The sequence below is a fragment of the Streptomyces kanamyceticus genome (genome assembly GCF_008704495.1).
Taxonomy (GTDB): domain Bacteria; phylum Actinomycetota; class Actinomycetes; order Streptomycetales; family Streptomycetaceae; genus Streptomyces; species Streptomyces kanamyceticus.
Genome location: NZ_CP023699.1, coordinates 2577865 through 2595078, shown reverse-complemented (window position 1 = coordinate 2595078; position 17214 = coordinate 2577865). Strand labels below are relative to the sequence as shown.

Below are 17214 nucleotides of genomic sequence, written 5' to 3'. Positions count from 1 at the left end.
GGGGTGCCCCCTTGCCTGCCGGTCGGGCGCTGTGGTGGGCTCGCTCCACGAGCGTATCGTGATGGTGACGACAGTCAACGGTGCGCGATAAAGGAGGGGCCTGGGATGACGGCATTCTCGCTCAATCCTGACCAAACCGCCCGATGTGCGGAACTGCGCACGCTCGCCGCCGAGCGGCTGCGCCCCTTGGTGGAGCAGGGCGATCCCGGCCACGTGAACCGCCCGCTGGTGGCGGCGCTGGGTGAACTCGGGCTCCTGGACGGCCTGTTCACCTCCGGCGCCCTCGACCTCTGCCTGATGCGCGAATCCCTCGCCTACGTCTGTACGGAGGCCGAGACCGCCCTTGCCCTGCAAGGCCTCGGCGCCCATCCGGTGCACGCCCACGGCTCTCCCGCGCAGCGCGAACGCTGGCTGCCGCAGGTCCGCAAGGGGCATGCCGTCGCCGCCTTCGCGCTCTCCGAACCGGGCGCGGGCTCGGACGCGGCCGCCCTCTCCCTCGAAGCGGTGCGGGACGGCTCGGACGGCTGGCGCCTCACGGGCGAGAAGTGCTGGATCTCGAACGCGCCCGAGGCCGACTTCTACACCGTCTTCGCCCGCACGTCACCGGACGCGGGAGCCCGCGGCGTCACCGCGTTCCTGGTCCCCGCCGACCGCGCGGGCCTGACCGGCACCCCCCTCGACATGCTCTCCCCGCACCCGATCGGCGCACTCGCCTTCGACGCGGTACGGGTCGGCCCCGACGACGTGCTCGGCGAGGTCGACCGCGGCTTCCGGGTGGCCATGACGACCCTGAACCGCTTCCGGCCGAGCGTCGGGGCGTTCGCGGTCGGCATGGCACAGGCGGCGCTGGACGCGACGCTGGCTCATACGGCCGAACGGGACGCGTTCGGCGGCAAGTTGAAGGACTTGCAGGCCGTGAGCCATCAGGTCGCGGAGATGTCCGTGCGGACGGAGGCGGCGCGGTTGATGGTGTACGCGGCGGCTTCCGCGTACGACGCGGGGGCGACGGGTATTGCACGGCGTGCGGCCATGGCGAAGCTTCTTGCCACGGAGACGGCGCAGTATGTGGTCGACGCGGCCGTTCAGTTGCACGGGGCTTGTGCGTTGCGGCGCGGGCATCTGCTTGAGCACCTGTATCGGGAGGTGCGGGCGCCTCGGATTTATGAGGGGGCGAGCGAGGTGCAGAGGTCCATCATCGCTAAGGAGCTTTATGGGTGAGCGTCGTGGGAATCCGCGGGCCCGTCGTGGCTGGTCGCGCAGTTCCCCGCGCCCCTTTTCCGCACGTCCCCTATCAAGGAGTCGCAGCTGATGCCCCTACACCGTGTGAATCCCGCTGAACTCTCTCCCGCCACTGGCTTCTCGCACGCTGTCACCGCTACCGGGTCCCAGCTCGTCTTCCTCGCCGGGCAGACCGCTCTCGACGGCTCGGGCAAGGTCACGGGGGTGACCCTGCCCGAGCAGTTCGAGGTGGCGCTGGGCAATCTGCTCACCGCGCTGCGCCACTCCGGCGGCACCCCCGCCGACCTCGCCCGCGTCACCGTGTACGCCACGGACGTCGCCGACTACCGCGCGTGCGCGCCCGAACTGGGCCGTATCTGGCGGCGGTTGGCGGGCCGCGACTACCCGGCGATGGCGGTGATCGGAGCGGTCCGCCTCTGGGACGAGCAGGCGATGGTGGAGCTGGACGGGGTGGCTGTGCTCGACTGAGGACTTCCAGTCCGGCCGGGGATATTCAGCCCGTCCGGCGTTTGAGGACGAGGCCGTCCAGGCCGATAAGGGGGTCCGGGGGCGAAGCCCCCGAAACCCCGGCTCCACTTAGATGTCCCGGAACGTCTCAATCTGCGCACCCACGGAGTTCAACCGCTCCGCGAGATCCTCGTACCCCCGGTTGATCACATACACATTGCGCAGCACGGACGTGCCCTCCGCGGCCATCATCGCGAGCAGCACCACCACAGCCGGCCGCAACGCGGGCGGGCACATCATCTCCGCCGCGCGCCACCGAGTGGGACCCTCCACCAACACCCGGTGAGGATCAAGCAGCTGCAGACGCCCACCGAGACGGTTCAGGTCCGTCAGATAGATCGCCCGGTTGTCGTACACCCAGTCGTGGATCAGCGTCTTGCCCTGCGCCGCCGCGGCGATCGCCGCGAAGAAGGGGACGTTGTCGATGTTCAGGCCGGGGAACGGCATCGGGTGGATCTTGTCGATCGGCGCCTCCAGCTTGGAGGGCCGCACCGTGAGGTCGATCAGGCGCGTCCGGCCGTTGTCGGCGGGGTACTCCGCCGTGCGGTCGTGGTCGAGGCCCATCTCCTCCAGGACCGCGAGCTCGATCTCCAGGAACTCGATCGGCACGCGGCGCACGGTCAGTTCGGACTCCGTGACGACGGCGGCGGCAAGCAGGCTCATCGCCTCGACCGGGTCCTCGGAGGGGCAGTAGTCCACGTCGACGTCGATGTTCGGGACGCCGTGCACGGTCAGGGTCGTGGTGCCGATGCCCTCGACCTCGACGCCGAGCGCCTCCAGGAAGAAGCACAGGTCCTGGACCATGTAGTTCGACGACGCGTTGCGGATGACCGTCGTACCGGCGCTGCGGGCCGCGGCGAGCAGCGCGTTCTCGGTGACGGTGTCCCCGCGCTCGGTGAGCACGATGGGGCGGTCGGGGGAGACGTCCCGCGCGACCTCGGCGTGATACAGCCCCTCGGTCGCCGCGATGTCCAGGCCGAACCTGCGCAGCGCGATCATGTGCGGCTCGATCGTGCGGGTGCCGAGGTCGCAGCCGCCCGCGTAGGGCAGCTTGAAACGGTCCATGCGGTGCAGCAGCGGACCGAGGAACATGATGATCGAGCGGGTGCGGATCGCCGCCTCCGCGTCGATCGCGTCCATGTCGAGCTTGGCGGGCGGCACGATCTCCAGGTCGACGCCGTCGTTGATCCAACGGGTGCGCACGCCGATGGAGTTGAGCACTTCGAGGAGGCGGTAGACCTCTTCGATGCGGGCGACGCGGCGCAGCACCGTGCGGCCCTTGTTCAGCAGGGACGCACAGAGCAGCGCCACGCACGCGTTCTTGCTCGTCTTGACGTCGATGGCGCCGGAGAGACGGCGGCCGCCGACCACTCGCAGGTGCATGGGGCCCGCGTACCCGAGCGAGACGATCTCACTGTCGAGCGCCTCGCCGATCCGGGCGATCATCTCAAGGCTGATGTTCTGGTTGCCGCGCTCGATGCGGTTGACGGCGCTCTGGCTGGTGCTGAGCGCCTCGGCGAGCTGCGTCTGCGTCCAGCCCCTGTGCTGCCGGGCGTCACGGATGAGCTTGCCGATGCGTACGAGGTAGTCGTCTGCCATGTGTCGCAGGTTATCTCAGATATGAGATGACGCATGCGCTGGGGTAGGCCATATGAGGATCGGCCGTCCGGGGGACGTCTCCCGTACGGGAGTTCAGCCACAGCCGCACGAGGCGTGCCGTCCGCCGTGCACCGACGCGTACGACGTGGGCCGGGGCCCCGCCGCCGCCCGCGTCACTCGGGCGGCGGCCGCGCGACCTGCCGACGACTCGGCGTCGTGCACCACTGTGCCCCCGACAAGCGTGAGGCGCACCTCGGATGAGCTGATATCAGCCACCGGACACCGCGTCACATCCCTGTCGAGCAGCACGATGTCGGCTGCTTTTCCTCTCTCCACGGTCCCGGTGACGTGCTCCATGCGAAGTTGACGCGCGGTGCCCGCGGTGTGCATGAGCAGGGAAGACGTACGGCTGAGACCTTCCTGTGCGCGGTACAGGTCGCCGCCGCCCTCCATGCCCTCGCGGTCGATCGCGGTACGGATCTGGTTCCAGACCTGTAGGGGGTCGACCGGCCAGTCCGAGCCACCCGCGAGCGCCGCGCGCCGCTTCTGGAGACTGCGCGCCGGGTACTGCCACCGGTGGCGTTCGGCGCCGATGTAGGGCAGCAGTGCTTCCATCGTCCAGGTGTTGCGGGCGGCCCACTGGAGCTGCATGCAGGCCACGACGCCGAGCGCGGCGAAGCGCGGCAGGTCGGCGGGGTCGACCAGTTGGAGGTGGGCCGTGGTGTTGCGGAGATCACGGCGGCCCGTCTCGCGCAGGGCGTACGCGTAGCCGTCGAGCGAGGTGCGTACGGCGCGGTCGCCGATGGCGTGCGCGTGCATCTGCCAGCCCTCGGCGTTGAAGGCGGCGCTGAGCCGTCCGTAGTCCGCCGCCGAGACGTACAGGTCGCCGCGGTGGTCGGTGGGCCTGCCGTCCTTGTCGAGGTAGGGCTTCAGGAGCGCGGCGGTCTGCGCCGGGTACTCGATGACGCCGTCGAGGAAGACCTTGACGGTGCCGAAGCGCAGCCCGGGGACGTCCTTGAAGTCGGCGCGCAGGCCCTTGGCGTACGCGAGCGCGCCCGCCGGGTCCGTCGTCAGATCGGTCTCGACGCGCAGCGCGGGCACGATGCGCTGGAGCAGGCGCCCCGACTCGGCGAGACGCTGATAGAGCTTCAGTTCGCCGCGGCCCACGACGGCTTCCATGAAGGTGGTGATGCCGGACGCGGCGGCCTCGGCGAGGATCTTCGCGGCGGCATCGGCCAACTGGGTCTCGTCGGGCTCGGGGATGTGCCGGGAGACGAGCGGCTGGGCGTCGTCCTTGAGCACCCCGCTCGGCTTGCCGTCGGGACCCTTGACGATCTTTCCGCCGACCGGGTCGGGGGTCGACGCCGTGATCTTCGCGATGTCCAGGGCGCGCTGATTGGCCCACAGGTTGTGCCCGTCGCCGCCGCGCAGGGCGATGGGGCGGCGGGTCGGCAGGGCGTCGAGCATGTCGTGGTGCGGTGCGGTGCCCTGGGGCAGCAGCCCGACCGGGTTCCAGTCCTCCACCACGAGCCACCCGTCGGGCTCCTGCTCGGCGGAGTCCTTCAAGAATCCGGTCAGCGTCTTCTGGAGCTCCTCGACGGTCTGCTCGGCCCCGGCCAGGGAGGGCCGCAGTGAACGGCTCGCGGCGTCCATCGGATGCGCGTGCCCGTCGTGCACACCGCTCATGACGGTGCCGCCGCGCCCGTCCACCACCTGGGTGTCCCGCCCGATGAACCGCTTGAGCGAGGAGTCGCTCCCGACGGCGAGGATCTTCCCGTCCCGTCCGACGGCGACGGCCCTGGCTCGTGCGTGGTCCGAAGTCCCGGTGAACACATGGGCGTTGTGCACGACGAGCGCGGCGGACCTGCGGGGCGAGGCGGCGGCCGTACCGGAGGCGGCGGCCGCCCCCGACGCCCCGACGGCGACGGCGGCCCCCGCGGCCCCGGCTGCGGCGAGCAGCCCGCGACGGGAGAGCGGAGGAACGTTCGACTGGGACACGACCACTCCAAGGGATGGGCGACGGTGAGTGGGGGGAACCCTCGACGAGTAATCCGTTAACCAGAACCCGCCCCGGACGACGGATTCCGTACGATGTGCCGCGTGCCAGGCCCGACTCTCGCCGACATAGCCCGCGCCGCGGAGGTTTCGACCGCGACGGTCTCGCACGCCCTGAACGGCACGGGACGGATCGGCGACGCGACCCGCCGCCGGGTCCGCGAGACGGCGACACGGCTCGGCTACGGCACCCCGGGGCCCCCGCGCAGCCGCACGCTCGGCATCGCCGTCACCACGTTCCCCACCGCCTGGAACTACGCGGAGATCGCCTACTTCTCGCGCGCCCTCACGGCGGCCACCTCCGCGGCCCACGCGCGCGGCTACGCCCTGACCACGCTGCCCGCCGACCGCGCGGCGGACGACTCGTGGCACAGCCTCGCCGTCGACGGCATGCTGATCATGGACAGCCCGCGCGGCGACCCGATGGTCCACGCGCTGCGCGCCCGCGGCATCCCGCTCGTCTTCGACGGCATCCCCGGCGACCCGCGCCCCGGCGACCACTGGGTCGACAACGACCACGAGGCGACCACCCACGAGGTCCTCGACCACCTCGCCGCGTCCGGCGCCCGCCGGATCGCCCTGCAGTCGGGCAACGGCGACGAGCACTACGCGCGCGCGGTGACGGCGGCGTACGAGCGGTGGTGCGCGGAGCGCGGCGCGCCCGCGCTGATCGTGCCCTTCGACGTGGCCGACGACCAGGGGCACGGCTTCGACGAGCTGCTGCGCGGCGGCCAGGACCGCGCCGACGCCGTCTACGCCGCGTACGACCCGGGAGGCCGCCAGCTCCTCGCCGCCGCGGCCAGGCTCGGCCTGCGCGTCCCGGGGGACCTGCGCGTGGTGTGCGCGAGTGAGGACCCCGGGTACGCGGCGACGGACCCGCCCGTGAGCACGGTGACCCTGGACCCGGAGCGGACGGCCCGCGCCGCCGTGGGCCTCCTCGCCGACTTGGTCGAGGGTGCCACCGAACGGACCGCGGGCCCGGTCGTCGTCCCCGCCGCCCTCCTCGTTCGCGCCTCGTCGCTCGCCCGGCCCGCCGAGGGGTAGTCGAGCCCCGCACGCCGCCGAAAGAATTCACCTACCCCGAGGGAACGTTTCGCGCGGACGGCTCCTCAACAGGGCGACGGAATCCCACCTCGCCCGCCCAGGAGGCCACATGCCGAACCGGCCGCACACCCTCGCCCCCGCCCGCGGCGACCCCCAGCTCTCCGCCGACATCAGGGACGTCATGACCGAACCCTGGCCCGTCACCGACCTCGACCCCGTACGCCGCCTGCATGCCTTGGCCGACGGCATTCGCGCCGCCCACGTGACCGAGGCGTACGTCGACGCGCCGTACGAACGGGTCTGGAGCCTGCTGAGCGACCTGGAGGGCACCTTCGGGCAGGTCGTGCCCGACATGGAGCGGCTGCGCGTCGTCCGTCGGCAGGGCGAGCGGGTGGAGGCGCTGGCGCGCAGCCGGTACGGGATGCGGGCGCGCCTGCGCGGGGTGCAGCGGCCCGGCTGGTGCTGGCTGCAGAGCCGGTTCCTGCTGATCGGCGTCGCGGCGACGCCGGATGGCCCGGGCACGCGGGTGGCGTTCACCGGAGGCGTGCGCCTGCCGACCCGCGCCGCCCTGATCCCCCTGGGCGTACGCCGTGAGGGCAGCCGTAGCGTGCGGCGCCTGACGGCGCTGCTGTGACGGGTGACGACGAGGCGGCGGGCGCGCCTCGTCGTCACGACGGTTCATGTACTAGAGTTATCTCGACATCGAGATATCTGCCGAGGCGCACCAGAAGCCGCCACTCGGTAAGGGTTACCTAACTAAGCCTTACCTTAGCGGATCGACGAGGAGTCGTGGCGGCAGGATGTGACGGAAACGCGCACATATATGAAGGAGACTGTCGTGTCGGCGAACAGCTTCGACGCCCGCAGCACGCTGCGCGTGGGCGACGAGTCGTACGAGATCTTCAAGCTGGACAAGGTCGAGGGCTCCGCACGCCTTCCCTACAGCCTGAAGGTCCTGCTGGAGAACCTGCTCCGTACCGAGGACGGCGCGAACATCACCGCCGACCACATCCGTGCCCTCGGCTCCTGGGACTCGCAGGCCCAGCCCTCGCAGGAGATCCAGTTCACGCCGGCCCGCGTGATCATGCAGGACTTCACCGGCGTGCCCTGCGTCGTCGACCTCGCCACCATGCGTGAGGCCGTGAAGGAGCTCGGCGGCGACCCGGCGAAGATCAACCCGCTGGCCCCGGCCGAGCTGGTCATCGACCACTCCGTCATCGCCGACAAGTTCGGCACCGCCGACGCCTTCGGCCAGAACGTCGAGCTGGAGTACGGCCGCAACAAGGAGCGCTACCAGTTCCTGCGCTGGGGCCAGACCGCCTTCGACGAGTTCAAGGTCGTCCCCCCGGGCACCGGCATCGTGCACCAGGTCAACATCGAGCACCTGGCCCGCACGGTCATGGTCCGTAACGGCCAGGCGTACCCCGACACCCTCGTCGGCACCGACTCGCACACCACGATGGTCAACGGCCTCGGCGTGCTCGGCTGGGGCGTCGGCGGCATCGAGGCCGAGGCCGCGATGCTGGGCCAGCCGGTCTCGATGCTCATCCCGCGCGTCGTCGGCTTCAAGCTGACCGGTGAGCTCAAGCCGGGCACCACCGCCACGGACCTCGTGCTGACCATCACCGAGATGCTGCGCAAGCACGGCGTCGTCGGCAAGTTCGTCGAGTTCTACGGTGAGGGCGTCGCCGCCACCTCCCTCGCGAACCGCGCCACCATCGGCAACATGTCGCCCGAGTTCGGCTCCACCGCCGCGATCTTCCCGATCGACGACGAGACGCTGAAGTACCTGCGCCTGACCGGCCGTGACGAGCAGCAGGTCGCGCTCGTCGAGGCGTACGCCAAGGAGCAGGGCCTCTGGCTGGACCCGGCCGCCGAGCCGGACTTCTCCGAGAAGCTGGAGCTGGACCTCGCCACGGTCGTCCCGTCGATCGCCGGTCCGAAGCGCCCGCAGGACCGCATCGTCCTCGCCAACGCCGCGCAGCAGTTCGCCGTCGACGTGCGCAACTACGTCTCCGACGACGAGGAGGCCGGCAAGGAGTCCTTCCCGGCGTCCGACGCCCCGGCCACCACCAACGGCGTCCCGTCGAACCCGACCACGGTCACGGCCCCCGACGGCTCGACCTACGAGATCGACCACGGCGCGGTGACGGTCGCGGCCATCACCTCCTGCACCAACACCTCGAACCCGTACGTGATGGTCGCCGCCGCGCTCGTCGCGAAGAAGGCCGTCGAGAAGGGCCTGACCCGCAAGCCGTGGGTCAAGACCACCCTCGCGCCCGGCTCGAAGGTCGTCACCGACTACTTCGACAAGGCGGGGCTCACCCCCTACCTCGACAAGGTCGGCTTCAACCTCGTCGGCTACGGCTGCACCACCTGCATCGGCAACTCGGGCCCGCTGCCCGAGGAGGTCTCGAAGGCCGTCAACGACCACGACCTGGCCGTGACGTCCGTCCTCTCCGGCAACCGGAACTTCGAGGGCCGCATCAACCCCGACGTCAAGATGAACTACCTGGCGTCCCCGCCGCTGGTCGTCGCGTACGCCATCGCGGGCTCGATGAAGGTCGACATCACGACCGAGGCGCTCGGCACCGACCAGGACGGCAACCCGGTCTTCCTCAAGGACATCTGGCCCTCCGAGGCCGAGGTCAACGACGTCGTCGCCAACTCCATCGGCGAGGACATGTTCAACAAGTCCTACTCCGACGTCTTCGCGGGCGACGCCCAGTGGCAGGCGCTGTCGATCCCGACCGGCAACACCTTCGAGTGGGACGCCGAGTCGACCTACGTGCGCAAGCCCCCCTACTTCGAGGGCATGGCGCACGAGCCGTCCCCCGTCCAGGACATCACGGGCGCCCGCGTCCTGGCCAAGCTGGGCGACTCGGTCACCACCGACCACATCTCCCCGGCCGGTGCGATCAAGGCCGACACCCCGGCGGGCAAGTACCTCACGGAGCACGGCGTCGAGCGCCGCGACTTCAACTCCTACGGCTCGCGCCGTGGTAACCACGAGGTCATGATCCGCGGCACGTTCGCCAACATCCGCCTGCGCAACCAGCTCGCGCCGGGCACCGAGGGCGGCTTCACCCGCGACTTCACGCAGGCGGACGGGCCCGTCTCGTTCATCTACGACGCCTCGCGCAACTACATCGACCAGGGCACCCCGCTGGTCATCCTGGGCGGCAAGGAGTACGGCTCGGGCTCGTCCCGCGACTGGGCCGCCAAGGGCACCGCGCTCCTCGGCGTCAAGGCCGTCATCACCGAGTCGTACGAGCGCATCCACCGCTCGAACCTCATCGGCATGGGCGTCCTCCCGCTCCAGTTCCCGGAGGGCCAGAACGCCGACTCCCTCGGCCTGACCGGCGAGGAGACCTTCTCCTTCACCGGCGTGACCGAGCTGAACAACGGCACGACGCCGCGCACGGTCAAGGTCACCACCGACACCGGCGTGGAGTTCGACGCGGTCGTCCGCATCGACACCCCCGGTGAGGCGGACTACTACCGCAACGGCGGCATCATGCAGTACGTGCTGCGCAGCCTGATCCGTAAGTAGGCTTCGCGCACTGAGTAGTTGAGGGCCGCACCCCCTGGTCGGGGGTGCGGCCCTCGCGCGATTCCTACCGCTGCGGCCAGCCGCCGTACGGGACCGTGATCAGTTCCATGGCGTGGTCCGACGGGTCCAGGAAGTACACGCCCTTCCCGCCGTCGTTGCGGTTGATCTCGCCCGGCTGCTTCTGGTGCGGGTCCGCCCAGTGCGTGATGCCGCGCTCGCTGATCTTCGCGTACGCCGCGTCGAACTCCTCCTCCGAGACGAGGAAGGCGTAGTGCTGCGGCGTGATGGATTCGGCGGGGATCGTGGCGAAGTCAAGGGTGACTCCGTTGCCCAGGGCCACCGCGATGAACGGGCCCCACTCACCGGTGATTTCGAGGCCAAGGAGGTCCGCGAAGAACGCGGCGGACTCCCGGTTGTCCCGGGCGTGGACGATCGTGTGGTTCAGCTCGACTGACAAGGAATGCCTCCAGAAGGCATCTCCCGACACCTCCATGCCTCACCCGGTCGGTGACCGGCACGCGATGTCGCCGTGGATCTTAGACACGACGACGTCGCGCTGTCGAGCCGTTCCCGCCGGGCTAGGCCTTTCGCGGGACTCGTGGGATTCGTGGGACGAGCGCCACGGCCGCCGCCGTGACCAGGACGCCCGCCGCCGCCCAGGCGAACGCCGCCCGGAAATCGGCCACTTGGGCGCCCGCGCCGCCGACCGTCGTACCCACCAGGACCGCGAGGCCGAGCGAGCCGCCGAGCTGGTCGACGGAGCGCTGGACGCCGGACGCGGTGCCCGCGTCGTGCTCGGTGACGTCGGAGAGGGCGGCGTTCTGCAGGGCCACCAGGCCGATGCCCATGCCCGCGGCGACGGCAACCATGCCCGGCAGTACGTCGAGCCAGAGATCGCCCGCGTCGGGGAGGCGGGCAAGCCAGGCGAGTCCCGCCGCCGTGAGGAGCAGGCCCATGACCGCGGTCCGCGTGGTGCCGAGCACGCGGATCAGGCGGGAGACCTGGGAGACCGCGACGAGCAGCGCGGCACAGAAGGGCAGATAGGCCAGCCCCGCCTGGAGCGGGGTGAGTCCGAGCGCGTCCTGGAGGTAGAGCGTGGCCAGGAAGAACGTGGTGGAGAGCCCCGCGCTGAGCGGAACCGTCGCCGCGTTCGCGACCGCGCGGGTGCGGTGCGTGAAGAAGGAGAGCGGGACGAGCGGGCTCTTCGACCGGGCCTCGACCACGACGAACGCGGCGAGCAGCGCCAGGCCGACGACGACGCCCGGTGCCGAGCCGCTCAGCACGCCGTACACCAGGGTGAGCGGGCCGCCGGTCAGGAGCGCGGCCCCGGGCAGGTCGAGACGGGCCCTGTCCGTGCCGCGCGGGCCGTCGGGGCGTACGAACGCGGGGGTGAGCGCGACGACCACCGCGACGATCGGCACGTTGATGCCGAAGATCCAGCGCCAGTCGAGGAATTGGACGATCGCGCCGGACAGCAGGACGCCGACGACGAGGCCGCTCGCGGAGATCGCGCCCCAGATGCCGAGCGCCTTGGCGCGCTCGGCGGGGGCGGGGAAGAGCAGCGCGATCAGCGACATGGCGGCGGGCGACGCGAGGGCCTCGCCCGCGCCCTGCGCGAAGCGCGCGGCGATCAGCGTCGGAAGGTTCGGCGCGAGCCCGGCGGCCAGCGACGCGAGGGCGAAGAGCACCGCGCCGAGCAGGAACATCCGCCGCCTGCCGAGCAGATCGGTCAGACGGCCGCCGAGCAGCAGGAGGCCGCCGCCGACGAGGGTGTAGCCGGTGACGACCCAGGACAGGGAGCCCGTCCCGGTGCCGAAGTGCGCCCCGATGGAGGGCAGCGCGACGTTCACGACGGTGACGTCGACAGCGATGAGGAATTGGAGCAGGGAGAGCAGAGCGAGCGCGGGAAAGCGGCTCATGACGGGTTTCGTGACGCGATTCATGACGTGGGCACTCCAGGTCGGCCCCTGGCCGCGGCGCGGCGGCGGGGCTGAGGAAGACGGACGCTTCCGTGCCACTGGCCCGCGGGGCGGGCGGGGCACCTGGAGTTACTTGGTCACGGACATGCCGGGGACCGTAGCCGACCCGGCATGCCCGGCGCATCTGGTTATTGCTCGGGGGAATCCACCGTCGGCAGGTAGCGCGGGGCGCGCCAGGCCTTCAGGCGGTGCTCCACCGCGGCCCCCAGGGAGAGCAGCTCGGTGTCCTGGCGGTCACCGGCCATCAGGAGCAGACCGACAGGGAGTTCCCGTACGGTCCCGGCGGGCACCGAGAGGGACGGGTATCCGGCGACGGCCGCGGGCGTGGAGGAGGGGATGACGTCGTTGTCGCCGCGCGCGCAATCGGTCGTCCAGGCGGGCGGGTTGGTGGGCGAGGCGATGGCGTCCAGGCGGTGGGCGGCCATGGTCTCGTCGATGGAGCGCCGCGAGAGGTCCTTCAACTCGGCGCGCATCGCACGGTACTTGGGGTCGGTGGTGGGCGGCGCGGCAAGGGCCTGCTCGAACAGCTCCTGCCCGGCGAAGCAGCTCTGCTCCTCGGGGTGGGTGCGGTTGAACTCGATGAGCCCCGCGAGGTCCTTGGGTCCTTCGCGCGTGCCGAGGTAGGCGTCGATGTCCCGGTGGAACTCGCTGAGCAGCGCCGGGAATTCGAGCTCGGCGAGCCGCGCCTGGTACGGGGGCGTCACCTCGACGACCGTGGCCCCGGCCTTGCGCAGCTTCGCCGCCGTACGGGTCATCACCGCGTCGACGTCGGATCCGAGCGAGGGCAGGCGCCACAGGCCGATGCGCTTGCCGCGCAGATCGGTAGCACCCCTCCCCGCGTCGGCGCGCCCGCCGCTCAGCACCGCGAACGTGAGCGCGGTGTCGATCACGTTGCGGGCCATGGGCCCGGCGGTGTCCTGCTCGGCGGAGATCGGCACCACGCCCGACTGGCTGACCTGACCGAGGCTCGGCTTGTGGCCGACGACGCCGTTCATCCCCGCAGGGCACACGATGGAGCCGTCCGTCTCGGTGCCGATCGCCACCTGCGAGAGCGACGCGGCGAGCGCGGCGCCGGACCCGGCGGATGAGCCGCACGGATTCCGGTCGAGGACGTACGGATTGTTGGTCTGTCCGCCCACCGCCGACCACCCCGAAGTCGGCTTCGCGCCACGGAAGTTGGCCCATTCGGACAGGTTGGTCTTGCCGAGGATCACCGCCCCCGCCTCGCGCAACCGGGTCACCAGTGCGGCATCGGTGCGGGGCGGGCTCCCGGCGAGCGCGAGCGACCCGGCCGTCGTCGGCATGTCACGGGTGTCCACGTTGTCCTTGAGCAGGACGGGGATGCCGTCCAGCGGACCCAGGGGCTTGCCGCTCCGGTGCCTGGCATCACTGGCGGCCGCCTCGCGCAAGGCCGTCGGACTGGTGCGCAGGACCGCGTGGATCTTGGGATCGACCTTCTCGATCCGCCGCAGGTAGGCCCGGGTCAGCGCGGCAGAGGTCAGCGACCCTTTCGCCATGCGTGCCTGCAGTTCGGGGATGGTGACGGTGTCGAGGTCGACCCCGACACCGTCACGTGCGGTGGCTCGCGCAGCGGATCGGTCATCGGCTTGCGCACCGGCATTCGGTACGCCCGTCAAAAGGGACCCCGCGACAAGGGCGGCGGTCATTAAGGCAATGCTCCTCTTTCCCATGCGGCCCAGCGGACTACACGGGCAGCTTCCGGCGCAAGCGTTGAGGCTTCCGAGAGGCGAGTTGCGGCCGTGGGCGTCCCGTTCCAGCGTTCCACCCGTGCTTCGTTTCACCTGGTCAGCGGGGGCAGTGCGTCCCAGCTTCCCATCCTGTCCGCCCTTTGTGGTGGCTGGGACCGGCCAGCTCGCAGACTCAAGTCGTCCGACACACACAGCCGTTGACCCGTGGAGTCTCCCCATGATCCGTTCCACCATCAGTTCACGCCGCCGCATGGCCGGGGTCGCCACCGCCGCCTTGCTGTCCCTGGGGCTGCTGACCGCGTGCGGCTCCGGCTCCTCGGACACCGACGCGTCGAGCGCCAGTTCGTCCCAGAAGGGCGAGCCGCGTGCCGACTCGTCCGACAAGGGCGCGAAGGGCGCGAAGGGCGACTCGGATCTGTCCACCCTGGCCGAAGGCATCCAGGGGGGCGACACCCGCACCGCCCCGGCGTTCCAGTTCAGCGTCGACGGCGGCACCGAGGCCATCGGCGCGGTCTCCGACCTGACGATGGACCAGCCCACGGAGCAGACCCCCTCCAACAAACTCATCCCCGGCCAGCAGCAGACGGGCACGATGACCGTGGTCCGCGGCACCGAGCAGTCCCAGCAGTTCACCGACCTGATCAACGGCGCCACCCAGCCCCAGACGGCGTCCCTCAACATGCTGGACCCCATCACGGGCAACGCGACGAAGCAGTACACCCTGCAAGAGCCCAGGGTCATCAAGGTCGACAACCCCCAGACCGGCAACGCCCAGAGCGTCACCATCCGGTTCACGAACCTGACGATCGGCTAGGGCTCGCCCGGCGGTGCGGTCACGTCACCGCGACTGGGGTGTCCGCCGGTCCCGTGGCGGGCTCGGGCAGGGTCAGGGCCGTGTGGGCGGGGCGGCCGGTTCTGGGTGGGGCCGTGGTGAGGGCGCGCAGTCTCATGTTGCGTTTTTCCAGGGACTCCGCGGTCGTGGGGCACAGCGTCGCGTCGCCCTCGCCGACCTGTGCCTGGTTCAGTTCGACGAATCCGCGGGTGTCGCTTTCGTAGGCGGCGAAGGCCGTGGTGTGGTCGCGGTGGGCGGCCAGTGAGCGGGCGAGCATGTAGGCGCCGACCAGGGCGAGGCTGGAGCCCTGCCCGGTCAGGAACGACGGGGCGTGGGCGGCGTCGCCGAGGAGTGCGATCCGGCCCTTCGACCAGTGCGGCATGCGCACCTGGCTCACGGTGTCGAAGAACGGGTCGGCCTCCTCGCGCAGCGCGGCGACCATCGCCGGGATCTCCCATCCGTCGTCGGCGAAGGTGGTCGCGATGAGGTCGCGTTGTGCCTGCCGGTCGCGCAGGGTCTCGTAAGGCGGCTCCGGGCGGGCGAAGTTGAGGAACGCGTACAACTCGTCGCCGTCACCCACCGCGTACAGCGCCGCGGCCCTCCCCGGCGTGTTCCAGATGCGTACCTCGTGGGAGAGCCCAAAGGTGTTGGGCATGGTGAAGATGGCGAAGCAGTACCCCAGATAGCGGTGGAACTGCCGCTCGGGGCCGAAGACAAGCCCCCGGGTGTGCGAGTGCAGTCCGTCCGCGCCCAGGACCAGGTCGAACTCACGCTGGACGCCGCTGCGGAAGACGACGTCGACGCCGTGCCCGTGTTCCTTGAGCGTCTCGATGGAATCGTCGAACACGAACTCCACCTCGTCACGCACGGCCCCGTACAGCGCCTCCGCCAGATCCCCGCGCGGCACCTCTACGTCATGTCCCTCGACGCCGCCCGCCGCCACCTGCGGATGTACCACCGCCGCCGTACCGCCGTCGGCGTCGAGGAACGTCAACCGCCGGGAGTCGATGTGCGCTTCCCTGAGCCGCGGCAGGATTCCCATGCGACGCACCACCTCGACCGCGGTGCCCCGCACGTCGATCGGGTATCCGCCGCCCCGCAGTCCGGCGGCCTTCTCGACCACCGTCACCGCGAACCCGTACCGCCGCAGCCAGAACGCCACGGCAGGACCCGCGATGCTCGCACCGGAAATCAGCACCGTCCCCTTCGACGCGCCTCCTACGTTCATGAGTTGACTCCTTCAAGGTCGGGTGACGGTGATGTGCGGGTGGCGCCGGGAGATGCAGACGTACGGCTGAGGCGCGTGCGTCGTACGAGCAGTACCGCCAGCACCGCCGCGATCACGAACGCGCCGGAAGCGATGCCGATGTAGCTGAAGACCCCCGTCGCCGAGTTCGTCCTCTCGCCGTCGACGACCACCGTCGTCGACTTGAGCACCGCCGCGCCCACGAAGTTCAGCACCACGGAGCCGATCGAGACCATGACCATGACCAGGCTGGACACGATGCCCTGCCGTTCGGCGGGGGCCAGGCTGCCCGCCATGTTGAAGCCGGACGTCCCGAGCGCGCCCACCGTGACGCCGAGGAGGAATCCGCAGCAGAGCGCGGCGGGCAGTTGGGAGGCACCGAGGAACATCCCGAGGGTCACCACCGTGCCGAGCGCGATGGCCCCGGCCAGCGTCGAGGCGGGGCCGACGCGGGCGGCGAGCCATCCGGCCGCGGGACCGCCGAGCGTGACGCCTAGTCCCGGCGCAGCGAGCAGCAGCGCCACGGAGCCCTGGTCGGCGAGCCCGTAGCCGAGGTGCTGGTCCCCGGAGACGTCACCGATGAGCGGGATGAGCTGCAGCATGCTCTGGTACGAACCGGCGGCGAGGAAGACGACGAGGAGCGTGAGCACCAGCGGCCCGCCGAGGTCCCTGACGTCGATCAGGGGGTCGGGCTTCCGGCTCGACACCAGGAACCACCTGGCAAGCGCCGCGAGGCCACCGGCGAGGAGCGCCAGCGGGCCGAAGGCGGCCCAGCCGAGTTCCGAGCCCAGGCTGACGTAGCCGAGCACCCCGGCGAGGCCGCCGCCGAGGAGCAGCGCGCCGCCGATGTCGATCCTGCCCGGCGTCTTGACCAGGGATTCGGGGAGGACGCGGTGCACGCAGATCGCCATCGCGATCGCCACGGCCGCCGACACGAGGAAGAGGATCTGGAAGCCGAACTCCTTGGCGAGGCGCTCGATGAGGAAACGGGACGCGATGTTGAGCACCGCGGATCCCGAGGTCACGATGCCCACGATGATCATCGCGATGCGGGGCGCGCAGACGCCTCGTACGATCGCGACGGAGAGGAACACGGCGGCCAGCGAGGCCCCTTGCAGCATGCGCCCCGCCACGAACACCCAGATGTTCGGCGCCACGGCGCATAACAGGGCGCCCGCGCAGCTGACCAGCAGCGTCAGGACGAGCACCTTGCGTTTGCCGTGGATGTCGGCGCTCTTCCCGAGCAGCGGCGCCCACATCACCCCGGCCAGCATCGCGGTCGCGTTGAGCCACGCCGCCTGGTCCGTACCGAAGTGGTCGAGCATCTCGGGCAGGACGACCAGCGGCGCGGTGATGGCCGAGTCGACCACGAAGTTCACCAGGGCCAGGACGGCCACCAGGCCGACGAGCCGCCCGCTCCAGCTCTTGTGCGGTTCGGTGGTCACAGACAT

13 protein-coding genes are annotated in these 17214 nt (G+C 70.6%); 6 read left to right on the top strand and 7 right to left on the bottom strand.

What is annotated here, in order from left to right:
* The first annotated feature begins 105 nt into the window (after positions 1–105).
* Both CP970_RS10200 and CP970_RS10195 read left to right on the top strand, forming a co-directional pair.
* On the top strand, positions 106–1218 hold the full coding sequence (locus tag CP970_RS10200) for an acyl-CoA dehydrogenase family protein (protein ID WP_055547442.1): 1113 nt from the start codon (positions 106–108) through the stop codon (positions 1216–1218).
* Between the two features lie 87 nt (positions 1219–1305).
* Positions 1306–1707, top strand: a complete 402-nt coding sequence (locus tag CP970_RS10195; RefSeq protein WP_055547440.1) for a RidA family protein — start codon at positions 1306–1308, stop codon at positions 1705–1707.
* A 108-nt stretch (positions 1708–1815) separates the two neighbouring features.
* Here the strand turns inward: CP970_RS10195 and CP970_RS10185 are convergent, their stop codons facing one another.
* Positions 1816–3345, bottom strand: a complete 1530-nt coding sequence (locus CP970_RS10185; protein ID WP_055547438.1) for a helix-turn-helix domain-containing protein — start codon at positions 3343–3345, stop codon at positions 1816–1818.
* Between the two features lie 93 nt (positions 3346–3438).
* Positions 3439–5343 (bottom strand): amidohydrolase, encoded by a 1905-nt coding sequence (locus CP970_RS10180; RefSeq protein ID WP_055547498.1) that lies wholly within the window; start codon positions 5341–5343, stop codon positions 3439–3441.
* Between the two features lie 93 nt (positions 5344–5436).
* On the opposite strand from CP970_RS10180, the gene CP970_RS10170 reads away from it, so the two are divergent.
* The 3 genes from CP970_RS10170 (at position 5437) to acnA (ending at position 9997) form a co-directional block, all read left to right on the top strand.
* Complete coding sequence (locus tag CP970_RS10170) at positions 5437–6444, top strand: LacI family DNA-binding transcriptional regulator (RefSeq protein ID WP_055547436.1); 1008 nt, start codon at positions 5437–5439, stop codon at positions 6442–6444.
* 109 nt (positions 6445–6553) lie between these two features.
* A complete protein-coding gene (locus CP970_RS10165; protein WP_224058344.1) occupies positions 6554–7078 on the top strand; it encodes a hypothetical protein in 525 nt (174 codons plus the stop codon).
* 204 nt (positions 7079–7282) lie between these two features.
* Positions 7283–9997: an aconitate hydratase AcnA gene (gene acnA, locus CP970_RS10160; protein ID WP_055547494.1), complete on the top strand. Its 2715-nt coding sequence runs from the start codon at positions 7283–7285 to the stop codon at positions 9995–9997.
* A gap of 64 nt (positions 9998–10061) precedes the next feature.
* Here the strand turns inward: acnA and CP970_RS10155 are convergent, their stop codons facing one another.
* The 3 genes from CP970_RS10155 to CP970_RS10145 all read right to left on the bottom strand — a co-directional run bounded on the left by CP970_RS10155 (position 10062) and on the right by CP970_RS10145 (position 13667).
* Positions 10062–10454, bottom strand: a complete 393-nt coding sequence (locus CP970_RS10155; RefSeq protein ID WP_055547434.1) for a VOC family protein — start codon at positions 10452–10454, stop codon at positions 10062–10064.
* A gap of 121 nt (positions 10455–10575) precedes the next feature.
* Positions 10576–11916 (bottom strand): MFS transporter, encoded by a 1341-nt coding sequence (locus tag CP970_RS10150; protein ID WP_055547492.1) that lies wholly within the window; start codon positions 11914–11916, stop codon positions 10576–10578.
* 188 nt (positions 11917–12104) lie between these two features.
* Positions 12105–13667: an amidase family protein gene (locus CP970_RS10145; protein ID WP_055547431.1), complete on the bottom strand. Its 1563-nt coding sequence runs from the start codon at positions 13665–13667 to the stop codon at positions 12105–12107.
* A gap of 235 nt (positions 13668–13902) precedes the next feature.
* Here CP970_RS10145 and CP970_RS10140 point away from each other — a divergent pair, with 235 nt between their 5' ends.
* A complete protein-coding gene (locus tag CP970_RS10140) occupies positions 13903–14499 on the top strand; it encodes a hypothetical protein (RefSeq protein WP_150493209.1) in 597 nt (198 codons plus the stop codon).
* A gap of 19 nt (positions 14500–14518) precedes the next feature.
* Here the strand turns inward: CP970_RS10140 and CP970_RS10135 are convergent, their stop codons facing one another.
* Positions 14519–15745 (bottom strand): FAD-dependent monooxygenase, encoded by a 1227-nt coding sequence (locus CP970_RS10135; protein ID WP_055552440.1) that lies wholly within the window; start codon positions 15743–15745, stop codon positions 14519–14521.
* A complete protein-coding gene (locus tag CP970_RS10130; protein ID WP_055552442.1) occupies positions 15742–17214 on the bottom strand; it encodes an MFS transporter in 1473 nt (490 codons plus the stop codon). Before CP970_RS10130 ends, CP970_RS10135 begins: the two co-directional genes overlap by 4 nt.